We start from the raw sequence: 18,570 nt of genomic DNA on the forward strand, positions 1-18,570 counted from the left end.
GAAGAGGCGGCGCGTCAGGAGGCCGAGCGGCTCGCGGCCGAGCAGGCCGCGCGCGAGGAGGCCGAGCGTCAGGCCGCGGAAGAGGCGGCGCGTCAGGAAGCCGAGCGGCTTGCCGCTGAGCAGGCGGCCGCCGAAGCCGCGCTGCTGGAGGCAGAACGTCTGGCAGCCGAGCAGGCGGAGGCCGAGCGGCTGGCCGCGGAGGAAGCCGCCCGCGCCGAAGCCGAGCGGCTTGCGGCCGAGCAAGCCGCGGCGGAAGAGGCGGCGCGTCGCGAAGCCGAGCGGCTGGAGATGGAACGCATCGCGGCGGCCCGCGCCGAAGCCGAGCGCCTGGAGGCCGAGCGCATCGCTGCGGCCCGCGCCGAAGCCGAGCGCCGCGAGGCCGAGCGGCGTGCCGCAGAGGCGGCTGCTGCCGCCAGGGCGCGCGAGCTGGCCGCACTGGCCGCGCTGCAGTCCACCGCGGCCGCGGCCGAGGATCCGGACGAAGCCCTCGACACCCGCGAGCTCGATCTCGAGCTGGTGGACATCTTCGTGGAGGAGGCCGGCGACCTGCTCGACCACTCCGACGGCCTGCTGGCGCAGCTGCGCGAGACGCCGGACGACAACGAGCTGATTGTCGGCCTGCAGCGCGACCTGCACACCCTCAAGGGCGGCGCGCGCATGGCCGGCGTGATGGCGGCGGGCGAGCTCGGCCACGCCATGGAGACCCTGCTGGAAGCGGTGGCGGCACAGCGCGTGGAGCTGGGCGATGCCGGCGTGGCGCTGCTGGAGCGCGGCTTCGATCGCCTGCACACCATGATCACCCGGATCGCCGCACGGCGCGCCATCGGCATGCCGGACGGCCTGATCGGCGAGCTCAACGCCCGCGCCGAGAACCGCGCGCCGGCGCCGGCTGCACCGGCAGCGGAGGTTCCCGAGGCGGCCCCCGCCCGTCCCGAGGCCCCGGCGCCCAAGCCGGTGCTCACGCCGCTGTCGGCGCCGATCCGGCCGGAGGGCGCGTTCGAGGACGACGAGATCGGCGTGCGCGCGCCGCAGGAGCAGGTCCGCATCCGCGCCGACCTGCTCGACCGCCTCGTCAACTACGCCGGCGAAGTCGCGATCTACCGCGCGCGGCTGGAGCAGCAGCTGTCGGCCTTCCGCAGCACCGCGGCGGAAATGGAGCAGACCAACCTGCGCCTGCGCGACCAGCTGCGCCGCCTGGATGCCGAGACCGAGGCGCAGATCATCGCGCGCTTCCAGCGCGAGAGCGACAGCGGGCGCGAGGCGTTCGACCCGCTGGAACTCGACCGCTTCAGCACCCTGCAACAGCTCTCTCGCGCGCTGGCCGAGTCCGCGGCCGACCTGCAGAGCCTGCACGGCTCGATGGAAGAGCTCACCCGCCAGTACGAGACCCTGCTGACCCAGCAGTCGCGGGTGAGCTCGGAGCTGCAGGAAGGCCTCATGCGCACGCGCATGCTGCCGTTCGATTCGCTGGTGCCGCGCCTGCGCCGGGTGATCCGGCAGGCCGCCGCCGAAACCGGCAAGCAGGCCCAGCTGCGGGTCGAAGGCGCGCAGGGCGAACTCGACCGCAACGTGCTGGAGCGCATGACCGCGCCGCTGGAGCACATGCTGCGCAACGCCATCGCGCACGGGCTGGAAACCCCGCAGGCACGTCAAGCCGCCGGCAAGCCGGAGGAAGGCAGCATCCGGATCGCGGTACGCCGCGAGGGTGCGGAAGTGGTGCTGCAGGTCAGCGACGACGGTGCCGGCCTCAACCGCGCCGCGATCCGCGCGCGCGGCATCGAACGCGGCCTGATCAGCGCCGATGCCGAGCTCACCGATGCCGAGCTGTACCAGCTGATCATGCAGCCGGGTTTCTCCACCGCCGAGACCGTCAGCCGGCTCGCCGGCCGCGGGGTCGGGATGGACGTGGTGGCCAGCGAGGTGCGCCAGCTCGGTGGTTCGATCGACATCGCCTCGCGCCCCGGCGCGGGCACCACCTTCACCCTGCGCCTGCCGCAGACCCTGGCGGTGACCCAGGCGGTGTTCGTCAAGATCGGTGAGACCGAGTACGCGGTGCCGATCGCAGCCGTGCGCGGCGTCGGCCGCATCGCGCGCGAAGAGCTGGCGCAGGCGGGGGCGGTCTACCGCTACGGTGGCGAGGACTACGCCCTGCATGACCTCGGCGTCCTGGTCGGAACCGCGCCTGCCAAGGCCGAAGGGCATCTGCAGATGCCGCTGCTGCTGGTCGGCTCCGGCGAGCTGCGCGCGGCGGTCGCCGTCGACCAGGTGCTGGGCAGCCGCGAAATCGTGGTCAAGACCGGCGGGCCGCAGCTGGCTTCGATCCCGGGCATCTTCGGCGCGACCATCATGGGCGACGGTCGCGTCGTGGTCATCCTCGACGTGGCCCCGCTGGTGCGCCGCCAGGCGACCCTGGCTGCCTCCGGTGCATTGCGGCACGCAGCGGCGGCGCCGGTCGAAACCCGCCGCGTCCCGCTGGTGATGGTGGTGGACGACTCGGTGACGATGCGCAAGGTCACCGGCCGCGTGCTGGAGCGCCACGGCTTCGAGGTCGCCACCGCCAAGGACGGCCTCGATGCACTCGAGCGCATGGCCGAGTTGGTGCCCGACCTGATGCTGCTCGACATCGAAATGCCGCGCATGGACGGCTACGAGCTGGCCACCGCGATGAAGGCCGACGTGCGCCTGCGCGACGTGCCGATCGTGATGATCACCTCGCGCACCGGCGAGAAGCATCGCCAGCGCGCGATGGAGATCGGCGTCGAGCGCTACCTGGGCAAGCCCTATCAGGAGCCGGAGCTGATGCGTAACGTGTTCGAGCTGCTCAAGCTCGAGTACGTGGGTGACGGGCTGGCGCAATGAGCGGGCGCCGCGTGGTGGTGCTGGCGCGCCCGGGCGCCGCGCGCGAGCGTACCGAGCAGGCGGTGCGCGCGGCGGGTGCCGCGCTGGCCGCTACGCTCGACCCTGCCGAGGCCGACGAGGCGGCGGTACGCGCGCAGGCGCCGCAGGCGCTGGTGGTGGTGCTGGACGCGGCCACCGAGAGCGTTCTGGACCGGTTCGATCCGCTGCTGGCCGACCCGGCATTGGACGTGGTGTTCGACGAGGCCGAAGTCGCCGCCAAGCGCGATGGCTGGGAGGCCGCGCGCTGGGCCCGGCATCTGGCGGCCAAGCTGGACGGCCATGACGACGTGCTGCCTGCACCGCCCGAGCACAGCGCGCGGATCGGATTCGCCGAAGAGATGCAGGCGCTCGCGCTGCAGGTGGCGGCGTTGCCGGAGGTGCCGCAGGCGCCGTCGCGCGCGCCGGCTGCACCGATCGGGGCGGTGGCGATCGCCGCCGGGATCGGTGGCCCGGATGCGGTGCGCCAGCTGCTGGCCAGCCTGCCGGCGGGGTTCCCGCGGCCGGTGCTGCTGCGCCAGAAGCTCGATGGCGGGCAGTACGACAAGCTGGTGCGGCAAATGCAGCGCGCCACCCTGATGCAGGTGGTGCTGGCCCAGCCCGGCGCGCCGCTGCAGGCGGGCTGCGTGCACGTCATGCCGGACGGGCTGGACGTGGTGCGCGCGCCGGCCGGGGCGATCTTCGCCGCCTGCGAGGGCGAGCCGCGCTTTGCCGGGCTGCCGCCGGCCGACAGCGCCCTCCTGCTGCTCAGCGGCGCCGATCCGTCGGGGGTGGACGCCGCGCTGTCGCTGCGCCTGGCCGGCGGGCTGGCGTACGGCCAGGCCCCCGAGAATTGCTTCGATCCGGCCACCAGCCGCATGCTGGTGACGCGCGGCGGCGAGTCGCGCAGCCTGGCCGAGATGTCCCGCGAACTGCTGCACCGTTGGCCCGCCTGAGGTAGCCCATGTCTTCCGAATTCGCACCGATCATCCGCGGCGTCCTGATCCAGGTCGCGCAGGCGCGCCTGCTGCTGCCGAACGCCACCATCGCCGAGGTGCTGTCGTTCGCCACTCCGGAGCCGGTGGAGAACGCGCCGGCCTGGCTGCTGGGCCGCATCCGCTGGCGCGGCTGGCAGCTGCCGCTGCTGTCGTTTTCGCGGTTCGCGGGGCTGGCCGAGGAGCAGGGCGGCCTGGGCAGCAAGGTGATCGTGTTGAAGGCGCTCGGCGGCGATGCCCGGCGCCCCTATTTCGCACTGCTGACGCAGGGCTTCCCGCGCCTGGTCACGGTGACCGAGGCGGCGCTGGCGACCCTGGATGCGGACGGCGAGGCGCTGCCCCCGGGCGTGCTGGCGCGGGTGCGCCTGAACGAGGACGAGGCGATGGTGCCGGATCTCGAGGCGCTCGAGGACACCCTGCGCGAGGCGCTGGCCGCCGCGGCCTGAGCGCGCCGCCTACGCCGTTTCGGCCGAGGGTTCAGCCGAGATCGCCGGCCAGCGCCTGCAGCGCCGCGATCGCCGCCAGTCCCGCGGTCTCGGTGCGCAGCACCCGCGGCCCCAGGCGCAGGCCAGTAAAGCCGGCCGCCGCTAGAACCTGGCGGTCGCGTGGTGACCAGCCGCCTTCCGGGCCGATCGCCAGCGTGCACGCCAGCAGGCCGGTGTCGCGCAAGGCCGCCAGCGTCATGTCCGCTTGCGGATCGAGCAGGAAGCCCTGGCCTTCCCGCAGCGCCGCGGCGCTGGTCAGCAGCTGCGGCGGCAGCACCTCCGGCACGCGCGCGCGCCCGCTCTGCTCGCAGGCGGCGATCACCACCTGCCGCCAGTGCGCCAGGCGCTTGTCCGCGCGTGCACCCGCCAGCTTCACCTCGCTGCGCTCGCTCTCCACCGGCAGCACCCGCGCCACGCCCAGCTCGGTGGCCTTCTGCAGGATGAAGTCCATCTTCTCGCCGCGGGCGATGCCCTGCAGCAGGGTGATCCGCAGCGGCGATTCGGTCGCGACCGCGCGCGCGGTGAGCACCTGCGCCCGCGCCTGCCGCTTGTCGGCGGCGAGCAGGCGCGCCGCGTAGTCGTGGCCATCGCCATTGAACAGCACGCAGGCATCGCCGGGCGAAAGGCGCAACACCCGCAGCAGGTGGTTGGCGACCTCCTCGGGCAGCAGGACCTCGGCGCCGGGTGCCAGCGGGCCGTCGACATAACAGCGGGTCAGGCGCACCGGGCGGCCTCCTCCAGCGCGGCGGCGGTGGCACGCGCCAGCACCTGCAGCTCGGCCTCGCCCACGCAATAGGGCGGCATCCAGTACAGCACGTCGCCCAGCGGGCGCAGCAGCGCGCCGGCATCCAGCGCGGCGCGGTACATGCGCAGGCCGCGGCGGCCGGTGATCTCCACCGCATGGCCGTCCTCGGTATTGCCGGCCTCCGGGTGCAGCTCGATCGCAACCACCATCCCGGTCTGGCGCACCTCGGCCACCTGCGGATGCGATCTGAACTGCGCCGCCAGCGCGCCCATGCGCGCGGCGGTGGCGCGGTTGCGTTCGAGCACGCCGTCCTGCTCGAGGATGTCCAGCGAGGCCAGCGCCGCGGCGCAGGCCAGCGGGTTGCCGCTGTAGCTGTGCGAATGCAGGAACGCGCGCTCGCGCGAGTCGTCGAGGAAGCCGTCGTAGATCGCCTGGGTGGCGAGCACCGCGCACAGCGGCAAAAAGCCGCCGGTCAGGCCCTTGGACAGGCACAGCAGGTCCGGCTGGATGCCGGCCTGCTCGCAGGCGAACAGGGTGCCGGTGCGGCCGAAGCCGGTGGCGATCTCGTCGGCGATCAGCAGCACCCCGTGCGCATCGCACAGCGCGCGCGCGCGGCGCAGGTAGGCCGGGTGGTGCATGCGCATGCCGCCGGCGCATTGCAGCAGCGGCTCGACGATCAGCGCGCAGACCTCGCCGGGATGCGCGTCCAGCAGCGCGGCCAGGGCATCGGCGGCGGCCTCGGCCTTGCGCTGGGCGTCGGCGTCGTCCGCGCTGCCGAAGGCATCCGGCGAGGGCGCGAACAGGGCCTCCGCCAGCAGCGGCGCGTACACCCGCCGGTACAGCGGGATGTCGCCCACCGCCAGCGCGCCCAGGGTCTCGCCGTGGTAGCTGCCGGTGAGCGCGATGAACTTGGTGCGCCCCGGGATGCCGCGGTTGTGGAACCAGTGGAACGCCATCTTCAGCGCCACCTCGACCCCGGCCGAGCCGTTGTCGGCATAGAACACCTTCGCCAGTGGCGCGCGCCCTGGCTGGCGCGGGGCCAGGGCAAGCAGGCGCTCGGCCAGTTCCACCGCGGGCGCGTGGGTGAAGCCGGCCAGGATCACCTGCTCGAGCGTGCGCGCCTGGCGCGCGATGGCCGCGGCGATGCGCGGCTCGGCGTGCCCGTGCAGGTTGGTCCACCAGCTGCTGACCCCGTCCAGCACCCGGCGGCCGTCCATGCCCACCAGCCACGCGCCCTCGCCGCGTTCCACCGGAAACAGCGGCAGCGCGTGCGGGTGCTCGCGCATCTGGGTGCAGGGGTGCCACAGCACGGCCAGGTCGCGCGCGCGCCAGTCATCGGCCGCGGCTATCATGGAATCGTGAACGTCCTTCATCCCGCCATTATCGCCGCCGGGAGGTGCGCATGAGCCAGCGCCTGCCCGTGATCCACGGCATCACCCAGCACGACGCCGGCCCGTACCGGATGGAGCGGCTGGACCTGGAGTTCGCCAACGGCGAGCGCCGCCTGTACGAGCGCCTGCACAGCCGCGGGCATGGCGCGGTGGCGGTGGTGCCGCTGCTGGACGCGCAGACCGTGCTGCTGGTGCGTGAATACGCGGCCGGCGTGCACCGCTATGAGCTGGGGCTGGTGAAGGGCCGGATCGACGCCGGCGAGACCCCGGAGCAGGCGGCCAACCGCGAGCTGATGGAGGAGGCCGGCTACGGCGCGCGCGACCTGCGCGTGCTGCGCCGGTTGACCCTGGCGCCGACCTACATGAGCCACCAGACCCATCTGGTGCTGGCGCGCGACCTGTATCCGCAGCGTCTGCCCGGCGACGAGCCGGAGGAGCTGGAAGTGGTGCCGTGGAAGCTGGCCGACCTCGGCCAGCTGATCCTGCGCGAGGATTTTTCGGAAGGGCGCAGCATCGCGGCCCTGTTCGTGGTGCGCGAGTGGCTGGAGCAGCAGGCGCATGGATGAGGCCCTGCGCGAAGGCGTGGCCGCAATCGCCCAGCGCGCCGCTGCTGCGATCCTGGCGGTGTACGAGGGTGAGTTCGCGGTGCAGCACAAGGACGACCGCTCGCCACTGACAGCTGCTGATCTGGCCGCGCACCGCTGCATCGTCGAGGGATTGCAGGCGCTCACGCCGGGCATTCCGGTGCTGTCGGAAGAATCGGCCGCCATCGACATCGCCGAGCGCCGCGGCTGGCGCCGGCTGTGGCTGGTCGATCCGCTGGATGGCACCCGCGAGTTCGTCAAGCGCAACGGCGAGTTCTGCATCAACATCGCCCTCATCGAGGACGGCGTGGCGGTGTTCGGGCTGATCCAGCAGCCGGTGACCGGCGTGCTCTGGTACGGCGCGCCGGGGCAGGGCGCGTTCCGCCGCGCGGGTGCCGATGCGCAGCCGATCCGCGCGCGCCAGCCGGCCGTTTCCCCGCTGCGGATCGCCGCCAGCCGCTCGCACCGCGACGCGCGCACGCAGGCGCTGCTGGACGCGCTGCCCGGCAGCGAGGTGGTCGGCTGCGGCTCGGCGCTGAAGTTCTGCAAGATCGCGGAGGGCGCGATCGACCTCTACCCGCGCTTCGGCCCGACCAGCGAATGGGACACCGCGGCCGGGCAGGCCATCGTCGAGGCCGCCGGCGGCGCGGTGCTGGACACGCGCGGCCGCGTCCTGCGCTACAACCAGCGCGACACCCTGCTCAATGGCGACTTCATCGTCGTCGGCGATCCCGCCCTGCCTGCCCGCCTGCCCGCATGACCGACGCGCCCGCCGACCCGCGTGACATCCGCACCCTGCTGGCGATCATGGCGCGCCTGCGCGACCCTGATGGCGGCTGCCCGTGGGACCGCGAGCAGACCTTCGCCAGCATCGCGCCCTACACCATCGAGGAGGCCTACGAGGTCGCCGATGCGATCGACCGCGGCGACCTGGCCGACCTCAGGGACGAGCTGGGCGACCTGCTTCTGCAGGTGGTGTTCCACGCGCGCATGGCCGAGGAGGCCGGCGCGTTCGCCTTCGCGGACGTGGTGGCGGCGATCTGCGACAAGCTGGTGCGCCGGCACCCGCACGTGTTTGCCGCACAGGGACGTGCCAATGCCGCGGGAGGCAGGAGGCCGGGAGCGGCCGGCGAAAGCCGCGCGGGCGATAGCGACGAAGTGCTGCGCGACTGGGAGGCGATCAAGCGCGCCGAGCGCGCGGCCAGGGGCGAGGCCGATACCTCCGCATTGGCCGGCATCTCGCGCGGCCTGCCGGAGTGGCTGCGCGCGGTGAAGCTGCAGCAGAAGGCGGCCAAGGTCGGCTTCGACTGGCCCGGCCCGGAGCCGGTGATCGCCAAGCTGCACGAGGAGATCGAGGAGGTGCGCGCGGAGCTGGCCGCAGTGGCCGAGGATCCGGCCGATGCCGCCGCGCGCGACCGCCTGGAGGACGAGATCGGCGATCTGCTGTTCGTCTGCGCCAACCTGGCGCGGCATGCCCGGGTGGACGTGGGCGCGGCGCTGCGCCGGGCGAACGCCAAGTTCGAGCGCCGCTTCCGCGCGATGGAGGCGCTGGCCGCGGCCGATGGCGGGCTTGCCGGCCAGCCGCTGGCGGCGCAGGATCGCTACTGGGACCTGGCCAAGGCCGCCGAGAAAGCCGCCCGGGAGGATACGACGCCATGAGCGATGCCCCGCGTTTCTCCAGCTTCCGCGAGTTCTACCCGTTCTACCTGGGCGAGCACCGCAACCGCACTTGCCGGCGCCTGCACTTCGTCGGCAGCAGCCTGGCCATCGGCTTCGTGCTGCTGGCGCTCCGGCAGTCCAATCCGTGGTGGCTGCTGGCGGCGCTGGTCTGCGGCTACGCCTTCGCCTGGGTCGGGCATTTCTTCTTCGAGAAAAACCGTCCGGCCACTTTCCGCCACCCGCTGTATTCGTTTGCTGGCGACTGGGTGATGTTCAAGGACATCCTGGTCGGCAGGATCCCGTTCTGATCCGCGAGCGGTGCGCGGCTTCGCTCACTCCATGAAGATCAGCCAGGCCGCGCACACCACCAGCGCGAAGCCGGCCCAGTGGTTCCACTTCAGCGGCTGGCCCAGGTACCAGGTGGAGAAGCCGGCGAACACCAACAGGGTGATGACTTCCTGGATGCCCTTCAGCTGCGGCGCGCTGTACACCGCGCTGCCGATGCGGTTGGCGGGGACCATCAGCAGGTATTCGAAGAACGCGATGCCCCAGCTCATCAGGATGACCTTGGGCAGCGCGGTGGTGCGGTCCTTCAGGTGCCCGTACCAGGCGTAGGTCATGAAGAGGTTGGAAAACACCAGCAGCAGCGGGGTGAGCAGGCGGGCGTAGGGCATTGGCGGTCGGGACGGGCAGGGGGCGGGGCCGGGGTGCGCAGGATAGCCCTTCACGCAGCATCCACCGGCCGCCGGGCATGTTGCCGGCATGGTGCATGAGGTCACGGTAATGCGTGAAAACGGACAGGCGGGGCTGGTGCTGATCGTCGAGGACAATCGCAACATCTCCGAGATGGTGGGCGAGTACTTGGAAGGCCGCGGGTTCGAGGTGGACTACGCGATGGACGGGCTTGACGGCTATCGGCTGGCGGCCGAGAACCCGTACGACGCGATCGTGCTGGATCTCATGCTGCCGCGTCTGGACGGGGTGGAGGTCTGCCGCCGCCTGCGCAACGAGGCGCGCAAGGCCACCCCGATCCTGATGCTGACCGCGCGCGACACCCTCGACGACAAGCTCGGCGGGCTCTCGTCCGGGGCCGACGACTACCTCACCAAGCCGTTCGCGATCCGCGAGCTGGAAGCGCGCCTGCATGCCCTGATCCGGCGCGACCGCCGCCAGGTCGGCGGCGGCGTGCTGCAGGTCGCCGACCTGGTGCTCGACCCGGCCGTGCTGCGCGCGACCCGCGCCGGCCAGGAGCTGGCGCTGTCGCCGATCGCGCTGCGCCTGCTGGCGATCCTGATGCGGGAATCGCCGCGGGTGGTCAGCCGCCAGGAGATCGAGCGCGAGATCTGGGGCGACGACCTGCCGGATTCCGACACCCTGCGCAGCCACCTGTACAACCTGCGCAAGGTGATCGACAAGCCGTTCGACCGCCCGCTGCTGCACACGGTGCAGAGCGCGGGCTACCGCATCGCCGATCTGGCGGCCTGATGCCGCCCGCCGCGCATGCCCAGTTCCTCGCCCAGCCCTGACCCCGCACACGCGCCGACGCCCGCCGAGCGCCTCGCGCGTGAGCAGGATTTCACCCGCGACGCCAGCCACGAGCTGCGCACGCCGCTGACCGTGATCCGCATGGCCAGCGACCTGATCGCGCACGACGACGGCCTGTCGGAGGCCTCGCGGCGCTCGCTGGCGCGCATCCGCGAGGCGGTGGCGGGGATGGAGGCCACCATCGATGCCCTGCTGCTGCTGGCGCGCGGGCAGGAGGTGCCGCTGGAAGCCGAGGACTTCCACGTGGGCGAGTTGCTGGACCAGGTGCTGGAACAGGTGCGTCCGCAGCTGCAGCGCAAACGCCTGGCGCTGGCCCTCGAACAGCAGGCCGATCCGCTGCTGCATGCGCCACCGCGGGCGCTGGCGGTGGTGCTGGGCAATCTGCTGGCCAATGCCGCGCGCTACACCGATGCCGGGCAGGTGCGGGTGCGGGTGCTGCCGGACCGGGTCGAGATCGAGGACACCGGGATCGGGATGGATGCGGCCACCCTGGCGCGCGCCTTCGAGCCGTTTTACCGCGGCCTGGGCACGCCGCCCGGCGGCGGCGGGCTGGGGCTGTCGGTGGCGCACCGGCTGGCCCAGCGCTGCGGCTGGACGCTGCGGCTGGACAGCACGCCCGGGCAGGGCACCTGCGCCAGCCTGCTGTTCGGGCGCGCCGTGCAGGACTGATGGCACGGTCGGGTGTCATGCGGGCGGGCGAGAATGCCTGTCAACCCTGCGCGCGCCCGCGCGTTTCCGCCTGTCCACAGACTTCGCAGACTCCGCATGAGCCAGCCCCGTCGTCCCCGCCGTTCCCCCTTGCGCAAAGCCGGCATCGCCATCGTCGTCATCGCCGCCCTGGCCGTGGGCTGGCACTTCTGGCACAAGCGCGGACAGACGGCCGAGGGCGGCTACCGCACCGAAACCGTGCAGCGCGGTGACATCCGGGTGGCGATCTCGTCCACCGGTACCCTGAGCGCGATCACCACCGTCACCGTCGGCAGCCAGATCTCCGGCCAGGTGACCCAGGTGCTGGCCGATTACAACTCGCCGGTGAAGAAGGGCCAGGTGCTGGCGGTGATCGACCCCTCCACCTACGAGGCGCAGATCCGCCAGGGCGAGGCCCAGATCGCCAGCGCGCGCGCGCAGCTGGCGCAGGCACAGGCGACGCTGCGCAACGCGACGCTGGACTACCAGCGCAAGTCCGACCTCGGCCGCCAGCAGCTGGTGGCCCAGAGCGACGTGGACCAGGCGCGCGCCGCGATGGAGCAGGCGCAGGCGCAGGTCAATTCGGCGCAGGCCGCGATCCGCCAGCAGACCGCCTCCACCCAGACCACCCGGGTCAACCTGGAGCGCACGGTGATCCGCTCGCCGGTGGACGGCGTGGTGCTGACCCGCAAGATCGAACCGGGCCAGACCGTCGCCGCCAGCCTGCAGGCGCCGGAGTTGTTTACCATCGCCGAAGACCTGTCGAAAATGAAGATCGAGCTGGCGGTGGACGAATCCGACATCGGCCAGGTCAAGGTGGGGCAGGCGGTCAGCTTCACCGCCGATGCCTTCCCCGACCGCCGCTTCCGCGGCACCGTGGAGCAGGTGCGGCTGGCGGCCACCACCAACAACAACGTCGTCACCTACCCGGTGGTGGTCACGGTGGACAACAGCGACGGCACCCTGCTGCCGGGGCTGACGGTGAACGCCGAGATCGAGGTCAGCAAGCGCACCGGTGTGCTGAAGTTGGCGAACGCCGCGCTGCGCTTCAAGCCCAGCGATGGCTCGCCGCTGGCGGCGCTGCAGCCGCAGGCGCCGGGCCAGGGCGGGCCGGGCGCTGGCGGCAACGGGATGGCCGACGGCCTGCGCGCGGCCGCGGCCGGGCTGGGCCTGAATGCGCAGCAGCAGGCGGCGTTCGACGAGACCCTGGCGCAGATGCAGAAGCGCCAGGCCGAGCGCGCGGCGCAGTTCCGGCAGCAGGCGGCGCAGTCGCCGCAGCAGGGCGGCAATCGCCTGTTCGGCGGTGGCGGCATGCGCATGGGCGGCGGTGGCGGTGGGCCCGACGCCAGCATGCAGGCGCAGATCCGTGCGCGCATGCGCGAGCGCATCAATCAACAGTTCGCGGCTTTCCGTGCCTCCCTGAGCGAAGACCAGCGTGCGAAATGGGACGCGGCGGTGGATGCCCAGCTCAACGCCAAGCGGGTCAGCGTGTACCGGTTGGCCAAGGGCGGCAAGCCGGAGCTGGTGAACATCCGCCTGGGCGCCAGCGACGGCAGCGCCACCGAGGTGATGGGCGACATCCGCGAGGGCGACCAGATCATCAGCGGCGAGCGCGCCGCGGGGGCGCCGTGATCGCAAACCCGCTTGCGCCGGTCATCGAGACCCGCCAGCTCAGCAAGGTGTACCTGGCCGGCACCGAGGCCGAGGTGGTGGCGCTGCACGGGGCGGACCTGACCGTGCGCCGCGGCGAGTTCGTGGCGATCATGGGGCCGTCCGGCTCCGGCAAGACCACGATGATGAACCTGCTGGGCTGCCTGGACACGCCGACCTCGGGCACCTACCTGTGCGATGGCGAGGACGTCTCCACCCTCGATGCCGAGGAGCTGGCGCAGGTGCGCCTGCACAAGATCGGCTTCGTGTTCCAGCAGTTCAACCTGCTGCCGCGGATGACCGCGCTGGAGAACGTGATGATGCCGCTGGGTTATGTGCGGATGTCACGCCACGAGCGCCGCGAGCGCGCGCTGGCGATGCTGGAAGCGGTGGGCTTGGGCAGCCGCGCCGGGCACAAGCCGACCGAGTTGTCCGGCGGCCAGCAGCAGCGGGTGGCGATCGCGCGCGCGCTGATCAACGCGCCGCCGCTGCTGCTGGCGGACGAGCCGACTGGCGCGCTGGACAGCAAGACCGGCGAGGAGATCCTGGCGCTGTTCAAGCGCCTGCGCTCGGACGGGCATACCGTGGTGCTGATCACCCACGATGCGCACGTGGCCGAGCACGCCGACGCCATCTACGAAATCCACGACGGCGTGCTCGGCGCGCGTCGTGCCGGGAGCCGCGCATGAGCCCGCTGGAAATCCTGCGCACCGCGGTATTTGCCCTGCGCGGCAACTGGCTGCGCAGCGCGCTGACCTCGCTTGGCGTGATCATCGGCATCGCCGCGGTGATCGTGATGGTCTCGATCGGGCAGGGCACCCAGGCCGAGATCGACAAGCTGGTCTCGGGCCTCGGCTCGCAGCGGTTGGACATCTCCGGCGCCGGCGGCATGGGCCCGGGCGGCGCGCGGCTGGCGCAGGGCAGCCGCTGGAGCCTGACCGAAGGCGACGTGGAGGCGATCCGCAACGAGGTGCCGGAAGTCCAGTACGTGGCCGGCTCGCTGCGCGGCGGCACCCAGGTGGTGTTCGCCGAGAACAATGCCTCCACCCAGTGGCAGGGCGTGCAGGCCGACTGGTTCCCGATCAATGGCTGGGAGATCGCCAGTGGCGACGGCTTCCAGCCCGCCGACTACGGCGGCTCCAGCAAGCCGGTGATCCTGGGCGAGACCGTGCGCCGCGAACTGTTCGGCGACCAGGAGGGAATCGGCCAGACCATCCGCCTCGGGCGGGTGCCGTTCACCGTGGTCGGCGTGCTCAAGCCCAAGGGCCAGGGCGGCTTCGGCCAGGACCAGGACGACATCGTGGTGGTGCCGCTGGAGACCGCGCGCCGCCGCCTGTCCACCTCGCAGGGGATGCCGCCGGGCGCGGTCCAGCAGATCTCGGTGGGGGTGGACGACGCCCGCAACCTCGACGTGGCGCAGTCCGAGATCGAGGCCCTGCTGCGCCAGCGGCACAAGATCCAGCCGGGCGCGGACGACGACTTCGTGGTGCGCAACATCAGCCAGATCGTGGCCACCCGCACCCAGACCACCAACCTCATGTCGAAGCTGCTGGGCGCGGTGGCCGGCATCTGCCTGGTGATCGGCGGCATCGGCATCATGAACATCATGCTGGTCTCGGTCACCGAGCGGATCCGCGAGATCGGCCTGCGGCTGGCGGTGGGCGCGGGCCCGCGCGACATCCGCGCGCAGTTCCTGGCCGAGGCGATGCTGATTTCGCTGATCGGTGGCGTGATCGGGATCGCGATCGGCATCGTCGGCGCGCTGCTGGCGGGCAAGTTCAGCGAGCTGCCGGTGGCGCTGAACGCCCAGGTGGTGGCGCTGGCGGCTGCGTTCTCGATCGCCACCGGGCTGTTCTTCGGCTACTACCCGGCGCGCAAGGCCTCGCTGCTGGACCCGATCGAGGCGCTGCGCTCGCAGTAGCGGGTGCCGGCCGCCCGCCCGGGCGGGCCGGGGGCTTGTGGCAGAATGACGGCCCGTTCCACCTGGCGTTCCGTTCGATGCCCGCTACCCGCCGCGCTTCCCGCTTCCGGACCTGCACGCATGGCTGACCTGTACGGGCATTTCCCGCGTGGACCCGCCGGCGTGATGCGCGCCGCGCGCTGGTCGCTGCTGGGGCTGCGTGCGGCCTGGCTGCACGAATCCTCGTTCCGGCTCGAGGTCTGCCTGTTCCTGCTGCTGGGCCCGCTGGGCTGGTGGCTGGGCCAGACCCCGGTGGAGCGCGTGCTGCTGGTCGGCAGCTGCCTGCTGGTACTGGCGATGGAGCTGATGAACTCCTCGATGGAGGCGGTGATCGAGCGCTTCGGGCCCGAGCGCCACGAGCTGGCCGGGCGCGCCAAGGACATGGGCTCGGCTGCGGTGTTCGTGCTGATGATGAACGTGCTGCTGGTCTGGGGCGCCCTGCTGCTGCCCCGCTGGCTGTGATGCGTACGTCGCGGCCGGTGGTGGAGGTGGGCGGATGGACCTGAGTTTCCTGGCCTCGCCCGATGCGTGGCTGACCCTAGTGACCCTGAGCGCGCTGGAGATCGTGCTCGGCATCGACAACCTGGTGTTCATTTCGATCGCGGTCAGCCGCCTGCCGGAGGAGCGCAAGCCGCTGGCGCGCCGGCTGGGCATCGCGGTGGCCTGCATCACCCGCATCCTGCTGCTGGTGACGCTGGCGTTCCTGGCGCGGATGTCGCAAGACCTGTTCCAGCTGTTCGGCCAGGGCATCTCGATCCGCGACCTGGTGCTGGTGCTGGGCGGCGTCTTCCTGCTGGTGAAGGGCGTGCTGGAGATCCGCGACCTCATCACCGGCGGCGAGGACGAGGACCCGCGTACCACCAAGGCCTCGGCGGTGTTCGCACTGGTGATCGCGCAGATCGCGGTGATCGACATCGTGTTCTCGCTGGATTCGGTGATCACCGCGGTGGGGATCGCCGAGCACATCCCGATCATGGTGTTCGCCATCCTGGTGGCGGTGGGGATCATGCTGCTGGCGGCCAATCCGCTGGGACGTTTCATCGACGCCAATCCCACGGTCAAGATGCTGGCGCTGGCCTTCATCCTGCTGGTCGGCGCCGTGCTGGTGCTCGACGGGCTGGAGGTGCACGTGCCCAAGCCCTACATCTACTTCGCCATGGCTTTCTCGGTGCTGGTGGAGTGGCTGAACCTGCTGATGCGGCGCCGCGCCGCCGCCCACCGCATCCCTGGCGCCGGCGAGTGGTAGCACGCCGGTCCCCCACGCCCTACTGCCCATGGTTCCTATGCCGTACCTGCACCAGATCGACCCCATCGCCCTCTCGCTCGGCCCGCTGAAAGTCCACTGGTACGGGCTGATGTACCTGCTGGGCTTCGCCGTGGCCTGGTGGCTGGGGCGCCGCCGGGTGCGCGCCGGGCGCCTGCCGGGGGTGGACGACAACGGCTTCTCCGACCTGATGTTCTACGCCATGCTCGGCGTGGTGGTGGGCGGCCGGGTCGGCTACATGCTGTTCTACGATTTCGGCCCGTTCATCCACGATCCGCTGCTGCTGTTCCGGGTCTGGGAAGGCGGGATGAGCTTCCACGGCGGCCTGCTGGGCGTGCTCGCGGCGATCGCCTGGTGGTCGCGCCGGCACCGCCTGCACTTCTTCGACACGGTCGATTTCATCGCGCCGCTGGTGCCGGCCGGGCTCGGGTTCGGCCGTATCGGCAATTTCATCGGCGGCGAGCTGTGGGGCAAGCCCACCCACGGCACCGTGTTCGAGCGCCTGGGCGTGATCTTCCCGCGCGCGCTGCCGGAGCCGTTCGCCTCGATGGATGCCGCCACCCTGCGCGCCCAGTACGAGGCCGGACTGCTGGATACGTTCGCGCGCCATCCCTCGCAGCTGTACCAGGCCACCCTGGAGGGGCTGGTGATGTTCTGCGTGCTGGTGTGGTATTCGCGCCGGCCGCGCCCGCGCTATGCGGTCTCCGGCCTGTTCGCGCTGCTGTATGGCTGCTTCCGGTTCCTGGTCGAGTTCGTGCGCGAGCCGGATGCCCAGCTCGGCTACCTCGCCTTCGGCTGGCTGACCATGGGCCAGCTGCTGAGCCTGCCGCTGGTGCTGCTGGGCCTGTTCTGGCTGTGGAAGTCGCGCACGTCGCCGACCCTGATGCCGGTCGCCAGTGCGGAGACGGCGCGGTGAAGCAGTACCTCGACCTGCTGGGCCACGTGCTGGAGCACGGCGCCGACAAGGCCGACCGCACCGGCACCGGCACCCGCAGCGTGTTCGGCTGGCAGATGCGCTTCGACCTGCGCGAGGGTTTCCCGCTGGTCACCACCAAGAAGCTGCACCTGCGCTCGATCGTCCACGAGCTGCTGTGGTTCCTGCAGGGCAGCACCAACATCGCCTACCTCAAGGACAACAAGGTCTCGATCTGGGACGAGTGGGCGGACGCGGACGGTGAGCTGGGGCCGGTGTACGGCAAGCAGTGGCGCAGCTGGCAGGGCGCCGACGGGCAGGCGATCGACCAGATCCGCTGGGTGGTGGACGAGATCCGCCGCAATCCCGATTCGCGCCGTCTGATCGTCTCCGCCTGGAACGTGGCCGACCTGCCGAAGATGGCACTGCAGCCCTGCCACACCCTGTTCCAGTTCTACGTGGCGGACGGCCGCCTGAGCTGCCAGCTGTACCAGCGCAGCGGCGACATCTTCCTCGGGGTGCCGTTCAACATCGCCAGCTACGCGCTGCTGACCCACATGGTGGCGCAGGTTTGCGGGCTGGGGGTAGGCGATTTCGTGCACACCCTCGGCGATGCCCACCTGTACGCCAACCACTTCGAGCAGGCACGCGAGCAGCTGGCGCGCACGCCGCGCCCGCTGCCGGTGCTGAAGCTGAACCCGGACGTGCGCGACATCTTTGGCTTCCGCTACGAGGACGTCGTGATCGAGGGCTACGACCCGTGGCCGGCGATCAAGGCGCCGGTGGCGGTGTAGGCCGGCCATGGCCGGTTCCGCCATGCGCGTCTCCCTGATCGCCGCGCTCGACCGCCATTCGGCCATCGGCCGCGGCAACGCGCTGCCCTGGCATCTGCCGGACGATCTCCGGCGCTTCAAGGCGCTGACCCTCGGCAAGCCGGTGCTGATGGGGCGGCGCACCGCGGAGTCGCTGGGGCGGGCGCTGCCGGGGCGGCGCAACCTGGTGCTGACCCGCGGCGGCCAGGTGCCGTTCCCCGGGATGCAGGCGGTGGCCTCACTGCAGCAGGCGCTCGCGCTGGTCGCCGCGGCGGGAGGCGACGAGCTGTGCGTGATCGGCGGGGGGCAGCTGTACGCGTTGGCCCTGCCGCAAGCCACCCACCTGCACCTGACCCATGTCGAGACGGAGGTGGAGGGGGCGGATGCCTTCTTCCCGCCGCTGCCGCCGGGGCGCTGGCGGGAGACCGCGCGCAGCCTGCATCCGGTCGATGCCACGCACCCGTTCGCCTTCGCCTTCGTGGACTACGAGCGGGCATCGCCCGCGGCTGGATGAGGTGCCGGGACGGGGCCGCGCGGAGCCTCCCGAAAAAATCCCGGTGCGCCGTGTTGACATGGCTGCAAGTGGCGGCAACAATAACGGGCTCTTTGAGGGGCTTCACGGCCCCGCATCGAGGGATGTACGGAGGGATACCCAAGCGGCCAACGGGGGCAGACTGTAAATCTGCTGGCTTACGCCTTCGGTGGTTCGAATCCACCTCCCTCCACCAGCTCCAAGATCCCCGGCCTTACCAGCCGGGGATGCAACAAGCAGGGCTCCCGGTGCGGGAGTAGTTCAATGGTAGAACTGTAGCCTTCCAAGCTACTAGCGCGGGTTCGATTCCCGTCTCCCGCTCCACCATTGCACGGCCCTGTCGCAAAACCTGCTCACGTAGCTCAGTCGGTAGAGCACCTCCTTGGTAAGGAGGAGGTCGATGGTTCGATTCCATTCGTGAGCACCATATTCGCAACCTCACGCCTGTTCCGGCAGGCAAACCCAACGAGACGC

Annotated in this window: 20 protein-coding genes and 3 tRNA genes (1 of these 23 running past the window's edge); 20 read left to right on the forward strand and 3 right to left on the reverse strand. The window is 71.4% G+C overall.

Going from position 1 to position 18,570, the window contains the following annotated elements; all coding sequences use genetic code 11:
* The 3 genes in view from EDC34_RS05500 to EDC34_RS05510 are tightly spaced (at most 8 nt apart) and all read left to right on the forward strand, a layout consistent with a single transcriptional unit that may run on beyond the window.
* On the forward strand, positions 1–2,859 hold the 3' portion of the coding sequence (locus tag EDC34_RS05500; protein WP_132982859.1) for an Hpt domain-containing protein. The gene continues 3,078 nt to the left of window position 1, outside the view; only the last 2,859 of its 5,937 coding nucleotides appear in the window; its start codon lies off the left edge, out of view; it ends in the stop codon at positions 2,857–2,859.
* Positions 2,856–3,830, forward strand: a complete 975-nt coding sequence (locus EDC34_RS05505; RefSeq protein ID WP_114959733.1) for a chemotaxis protein CheB — start codon at positions 2,856–2,858, stop codon at positions 3,828–3,830. Before EDC34_RS05500 ends, EDC34_RS05505 begins: the two co-directional genes overlap by 4 nt.
* 8 nt (positions 3,831–3,838) lie before the next feature.
* Positions 3,839–4,315 (forward strand): chemotaxis protein CheW, encoded by a 477-nt coding sequence (locus EDC34_RS05510; RefSeq protein WP_114959732.1) that lies wholly within the window; start codon positions 3,839–3,841, stop codon positions 4,313–4,315.
* Between the two features lie 31 nt (positions 4,316–4,346).
* Here EDC34_RS05510 and EDC34_RS05515 read toward each other — a convergent pair whose 3' ends face one another.
* Positions 4,347–5,078, reverse strand: coding sequence for a 16S rRNA (uracil(1498)-N(3))-methyltransferase (locus tag EDC34_RS05515; RefSeq protein ID WP_114959731.1), 732 nt, complete (start codon positions 5,076–5,078; stop codon positions 4,347–4,349).
* Positions 5,069–6,472, reverse strand: a complete 1,404-nt coding sequence (bioA, locus tag EDC34_RS05520) for an adenosylmethionine--8-amino-7-oxononanoate transaminase (RefSeq protein WP_162797676.1) — start codon at positions 6,470–6,472, stop codon at positions 5,069–5,071. Before bioA ends, EDC34_RS05515 begins: the two co-directional genes overlap by 10 nt.
* A 29-nt stretch (positions 6,473–6,501) precedes the next feature.
* On the opposite strand from bioA, the gene nudE reads away from it, so the two are divergent.
* From nudE to EDC34_RS05540, 4 genes are read left to right on the forward strand one after another with little or no spacing between them, the layout of a single operon-like run.
* The gene (gene nudE, locus EDC34_RS05525) at positions 6,502–7,056 is read left to right on the forward strand and encodes an ADP compounds hydrolase NudE (RefSeq protein ID WP_114959730.1); all 555 of its coding nucleotides are present in this window, start codon (positions 6,502–6,504) and stop codon (positions 7,054–7,056) included.
* Positions 7,049–7,834 (forward strand): 3'(2'),5'-bisphosphate nucleotidase CysQ, encoded by a 786-nt coding sequence (gene cysQ, locus EDC34_RS05530; RefSeq protein ID WP_114959729.1) that lies wholly within the window; start codon positions 7,049–7,051, stop codon positions 7,832–7,834. Before nudE ends, cysQ begins: the two co-directional genes overlap by 8 nt.
* The gene (mazG, locus tag EDC34_RS05535; protein WP_114959728.1) at positions 7,831–8,733 is read left to right on the forward strand and encodes a nucleoside triphosphate pyrophosphohydrolase; all 903 of its coding nucleotides are present in this window, start codon (positions 7,831–7,833) and stop codon (positions 8,731–8,733) included. The genes cysQ and mazG overlap by 4 nt, the downstream gene beginning before the upstream one ends.
* Positions 8,730–9,041 carry an Mpo1-like protein gene (locus EDC34_RS05540; RefSeq protein ID WP_114959727.1) on the forward strand — a complete coding sequence of 104 codons (312 nt, stop codon included), beginning with the start codon at positions 8,730–8,732 and terminating at the stop codon, positions 9,039–9,041. The genes mazG and EDC34_RS05540 overlap by 4 nt, the downstream gene beginning before the upstream one ends.
* 24 nt (positions 9,042–9,065) lie before the next feature.
* Here the strand turns inward: EDC34_RS05540 and EDC34_RS05545 are convergent, their stop codons facing one another.
* On the reverse strand, positions 9,066–9,407 hold the full coding sequence (locus tag EDC34_RS05545) for a DMT family protein (RefSeq protein WP_114959726.1): 342 nt from the start codon (positions 9,405–9,407) through the stop codon (positions 9,066–9,068).
* A gap of 109 nt (positions 9,408–9,516) precedes the next feature.
* On the opposite strand from EDC34_RS05545, the gene EDC34_RS05550 reads away from it, so the two are divergent.
* The 13 genes from EDC34_RS05550 (at position 9,517) to EDC34_RS05610 (ending at position 18,523) form a co-directional block, all read left to right on the forward strand.
* A complete protein-coding gene (locus tag EDC34_RS05550; RefSeq protein ID WP_114959863.1) occupies positions 9,517–10,218 on the forward strand; it encodes a response regulator transcription factor in 702 nt (233 codons plus the stop codon).
* A gap of 15 nt (positions 10,219–10,233) precedes the next feature.
* Complete coding sequence (locus EDC34_RS05555) at positions 10,234–10,947, forward strand: sensor histidine kinase (RefSeq protein ID WP_114959725.1); 714 nt, start codon at positions 10,234–10,236, stop codon at positions 10,945–10,947.
* Positions 10,948–11,043: 96 nt separating this feature from the next.
* Positions 11,044–12,597: an efflux RND transporter periplasmic adaptor subunit gene (locus EDC34_RS05560; RefSeq protein WP_114959724.1), complete on the forward strand. Its 1,554-nt coding sequence runs from the start codon at positions 11,044–11,046 to the stop codon at positions 12,595–12,597.
* Positions 12,594–13,304 carry an ABC transporter ATP-binding protein gene (locus EDC34_RS05565; RefSeq protein WP_205388044.1) on the forward strand — a complete coding sequence of 237 codons (711 nt, stop codon included), beginning with the start codon at positions 12,594–12,596 and terminating at the stop codon, positions 13,302–13,304. Before EDC34_RS05560 ends, EDC34_RS05565 begins: the two co-directional genes overlap by 4 nt.
* On the forward strand, positions 13,301–14,536 hold the full coding sequence (locus EDC34_RS05570; protein WP_114959723.1) for an ABC transporter permease: 1,236 nt from the start codon (positions 13,301–13,303) through the stop codon (positions 14,534–14,536). The genes EDC34_RS05565 and EDC34_RS05570 overlap by 4 nt, the downstream gene beginning before the upstream one ends.
* A gap of 120 nt (positions 14,537–14,656) precedes the next feature.
* On the forward strand, positions 14,657–15,037 hold the full coding sequence (locus EDC34_RS05575) for a diacylglycerol kinase (protein ID WP_114959722.1): 381 nt from the start codon (positions 14,657–14,659) through the stop codon (positions 15,035–15,037).
* A 34-nt stretch (positions 15,038–15,071) separates the two neighbouring features.
* Positions 15,072–15,821 (forward strand): TerC family protein, encoded by a 750-nt coding sequence (locus tag EDC34_RS05580; RefSeq protein ID WP_114959721.1) that lies wholly within the window; start codon positions 15,072–15,074, stop codon positions 15,819–15,821.
* 37 nt (positions 15,822–15,858) lie between these two features.
* Positions 15,859–16,755 (forward strand): prolipoprotein diacylglyceryl transferase, encoded by an 897-nt coding sequence (gene lgt / locus EDC34_RS05585; protein ID WP_114959720.1) that lies wholly within the window; start codon positions 15,859–15,861, stop codon positions 16,753–16,755.
* Positions 16,752–17,546 (forward strand): thymidylate synthase, encoded by a 795-nt coding sequence (locus tag EDC34_RS05590; RefSeq protein WP_114959719.1) that lies wholly within the window; start codon positions 16,752–16,754, stop codon positions 17,544–17,546. Before lgt ends, EDC34_RS05590 begins: the two co-directional genes overlap by 4 nt.
* 22 nt (positions 17,547–17,568) lie before the next feature.
* The gene (locus EDC34_RS05595) at positions 17,569–18,078 is read left to right on the forward strand and encodes a dihydrofolate reductase (RefSeq protein ID WP_114959861.1); all 510 of its coding nucleotides are present in this window, start codon (positions 17,569–17,571) and stop codon (positions 18,076–18,078) included.
* 128 nt (positions 18,079–18,206) lie between these two features.
* Positions 18,207–18,292 (forward strand) — tRNA-Tyr (locus tag EDC34_RS05600).
* Positions 18,293–18,346: 54 nt separating this feature from the next.
* A tRNA-Gly gene (locus tag EDC34_RS05605) sits at positions 18,347–18,420 on the forward strand.
* Positions 18,421–18,447: 27 nt separating this feature from the next.
* Positions 18,448–18,523 (forward strand) — tRNA-Thr (locus EDC34_RS05610).
* The last annotated feature ends 47 nt before the right edge of the window (positions 18,524–18,570 follow it).

Source organism: Thermomonas haemolytica (assembly GCF_004346265.1).
In the GTDB taxonomy this organism is placed as follows: domain Bacteria; phylum Pseudomonadota; class Gammaproteobacteria; order Xanthomonadales; family Xanthomonadaceae; genus Thermomonas; species Thermomonas haemolytica.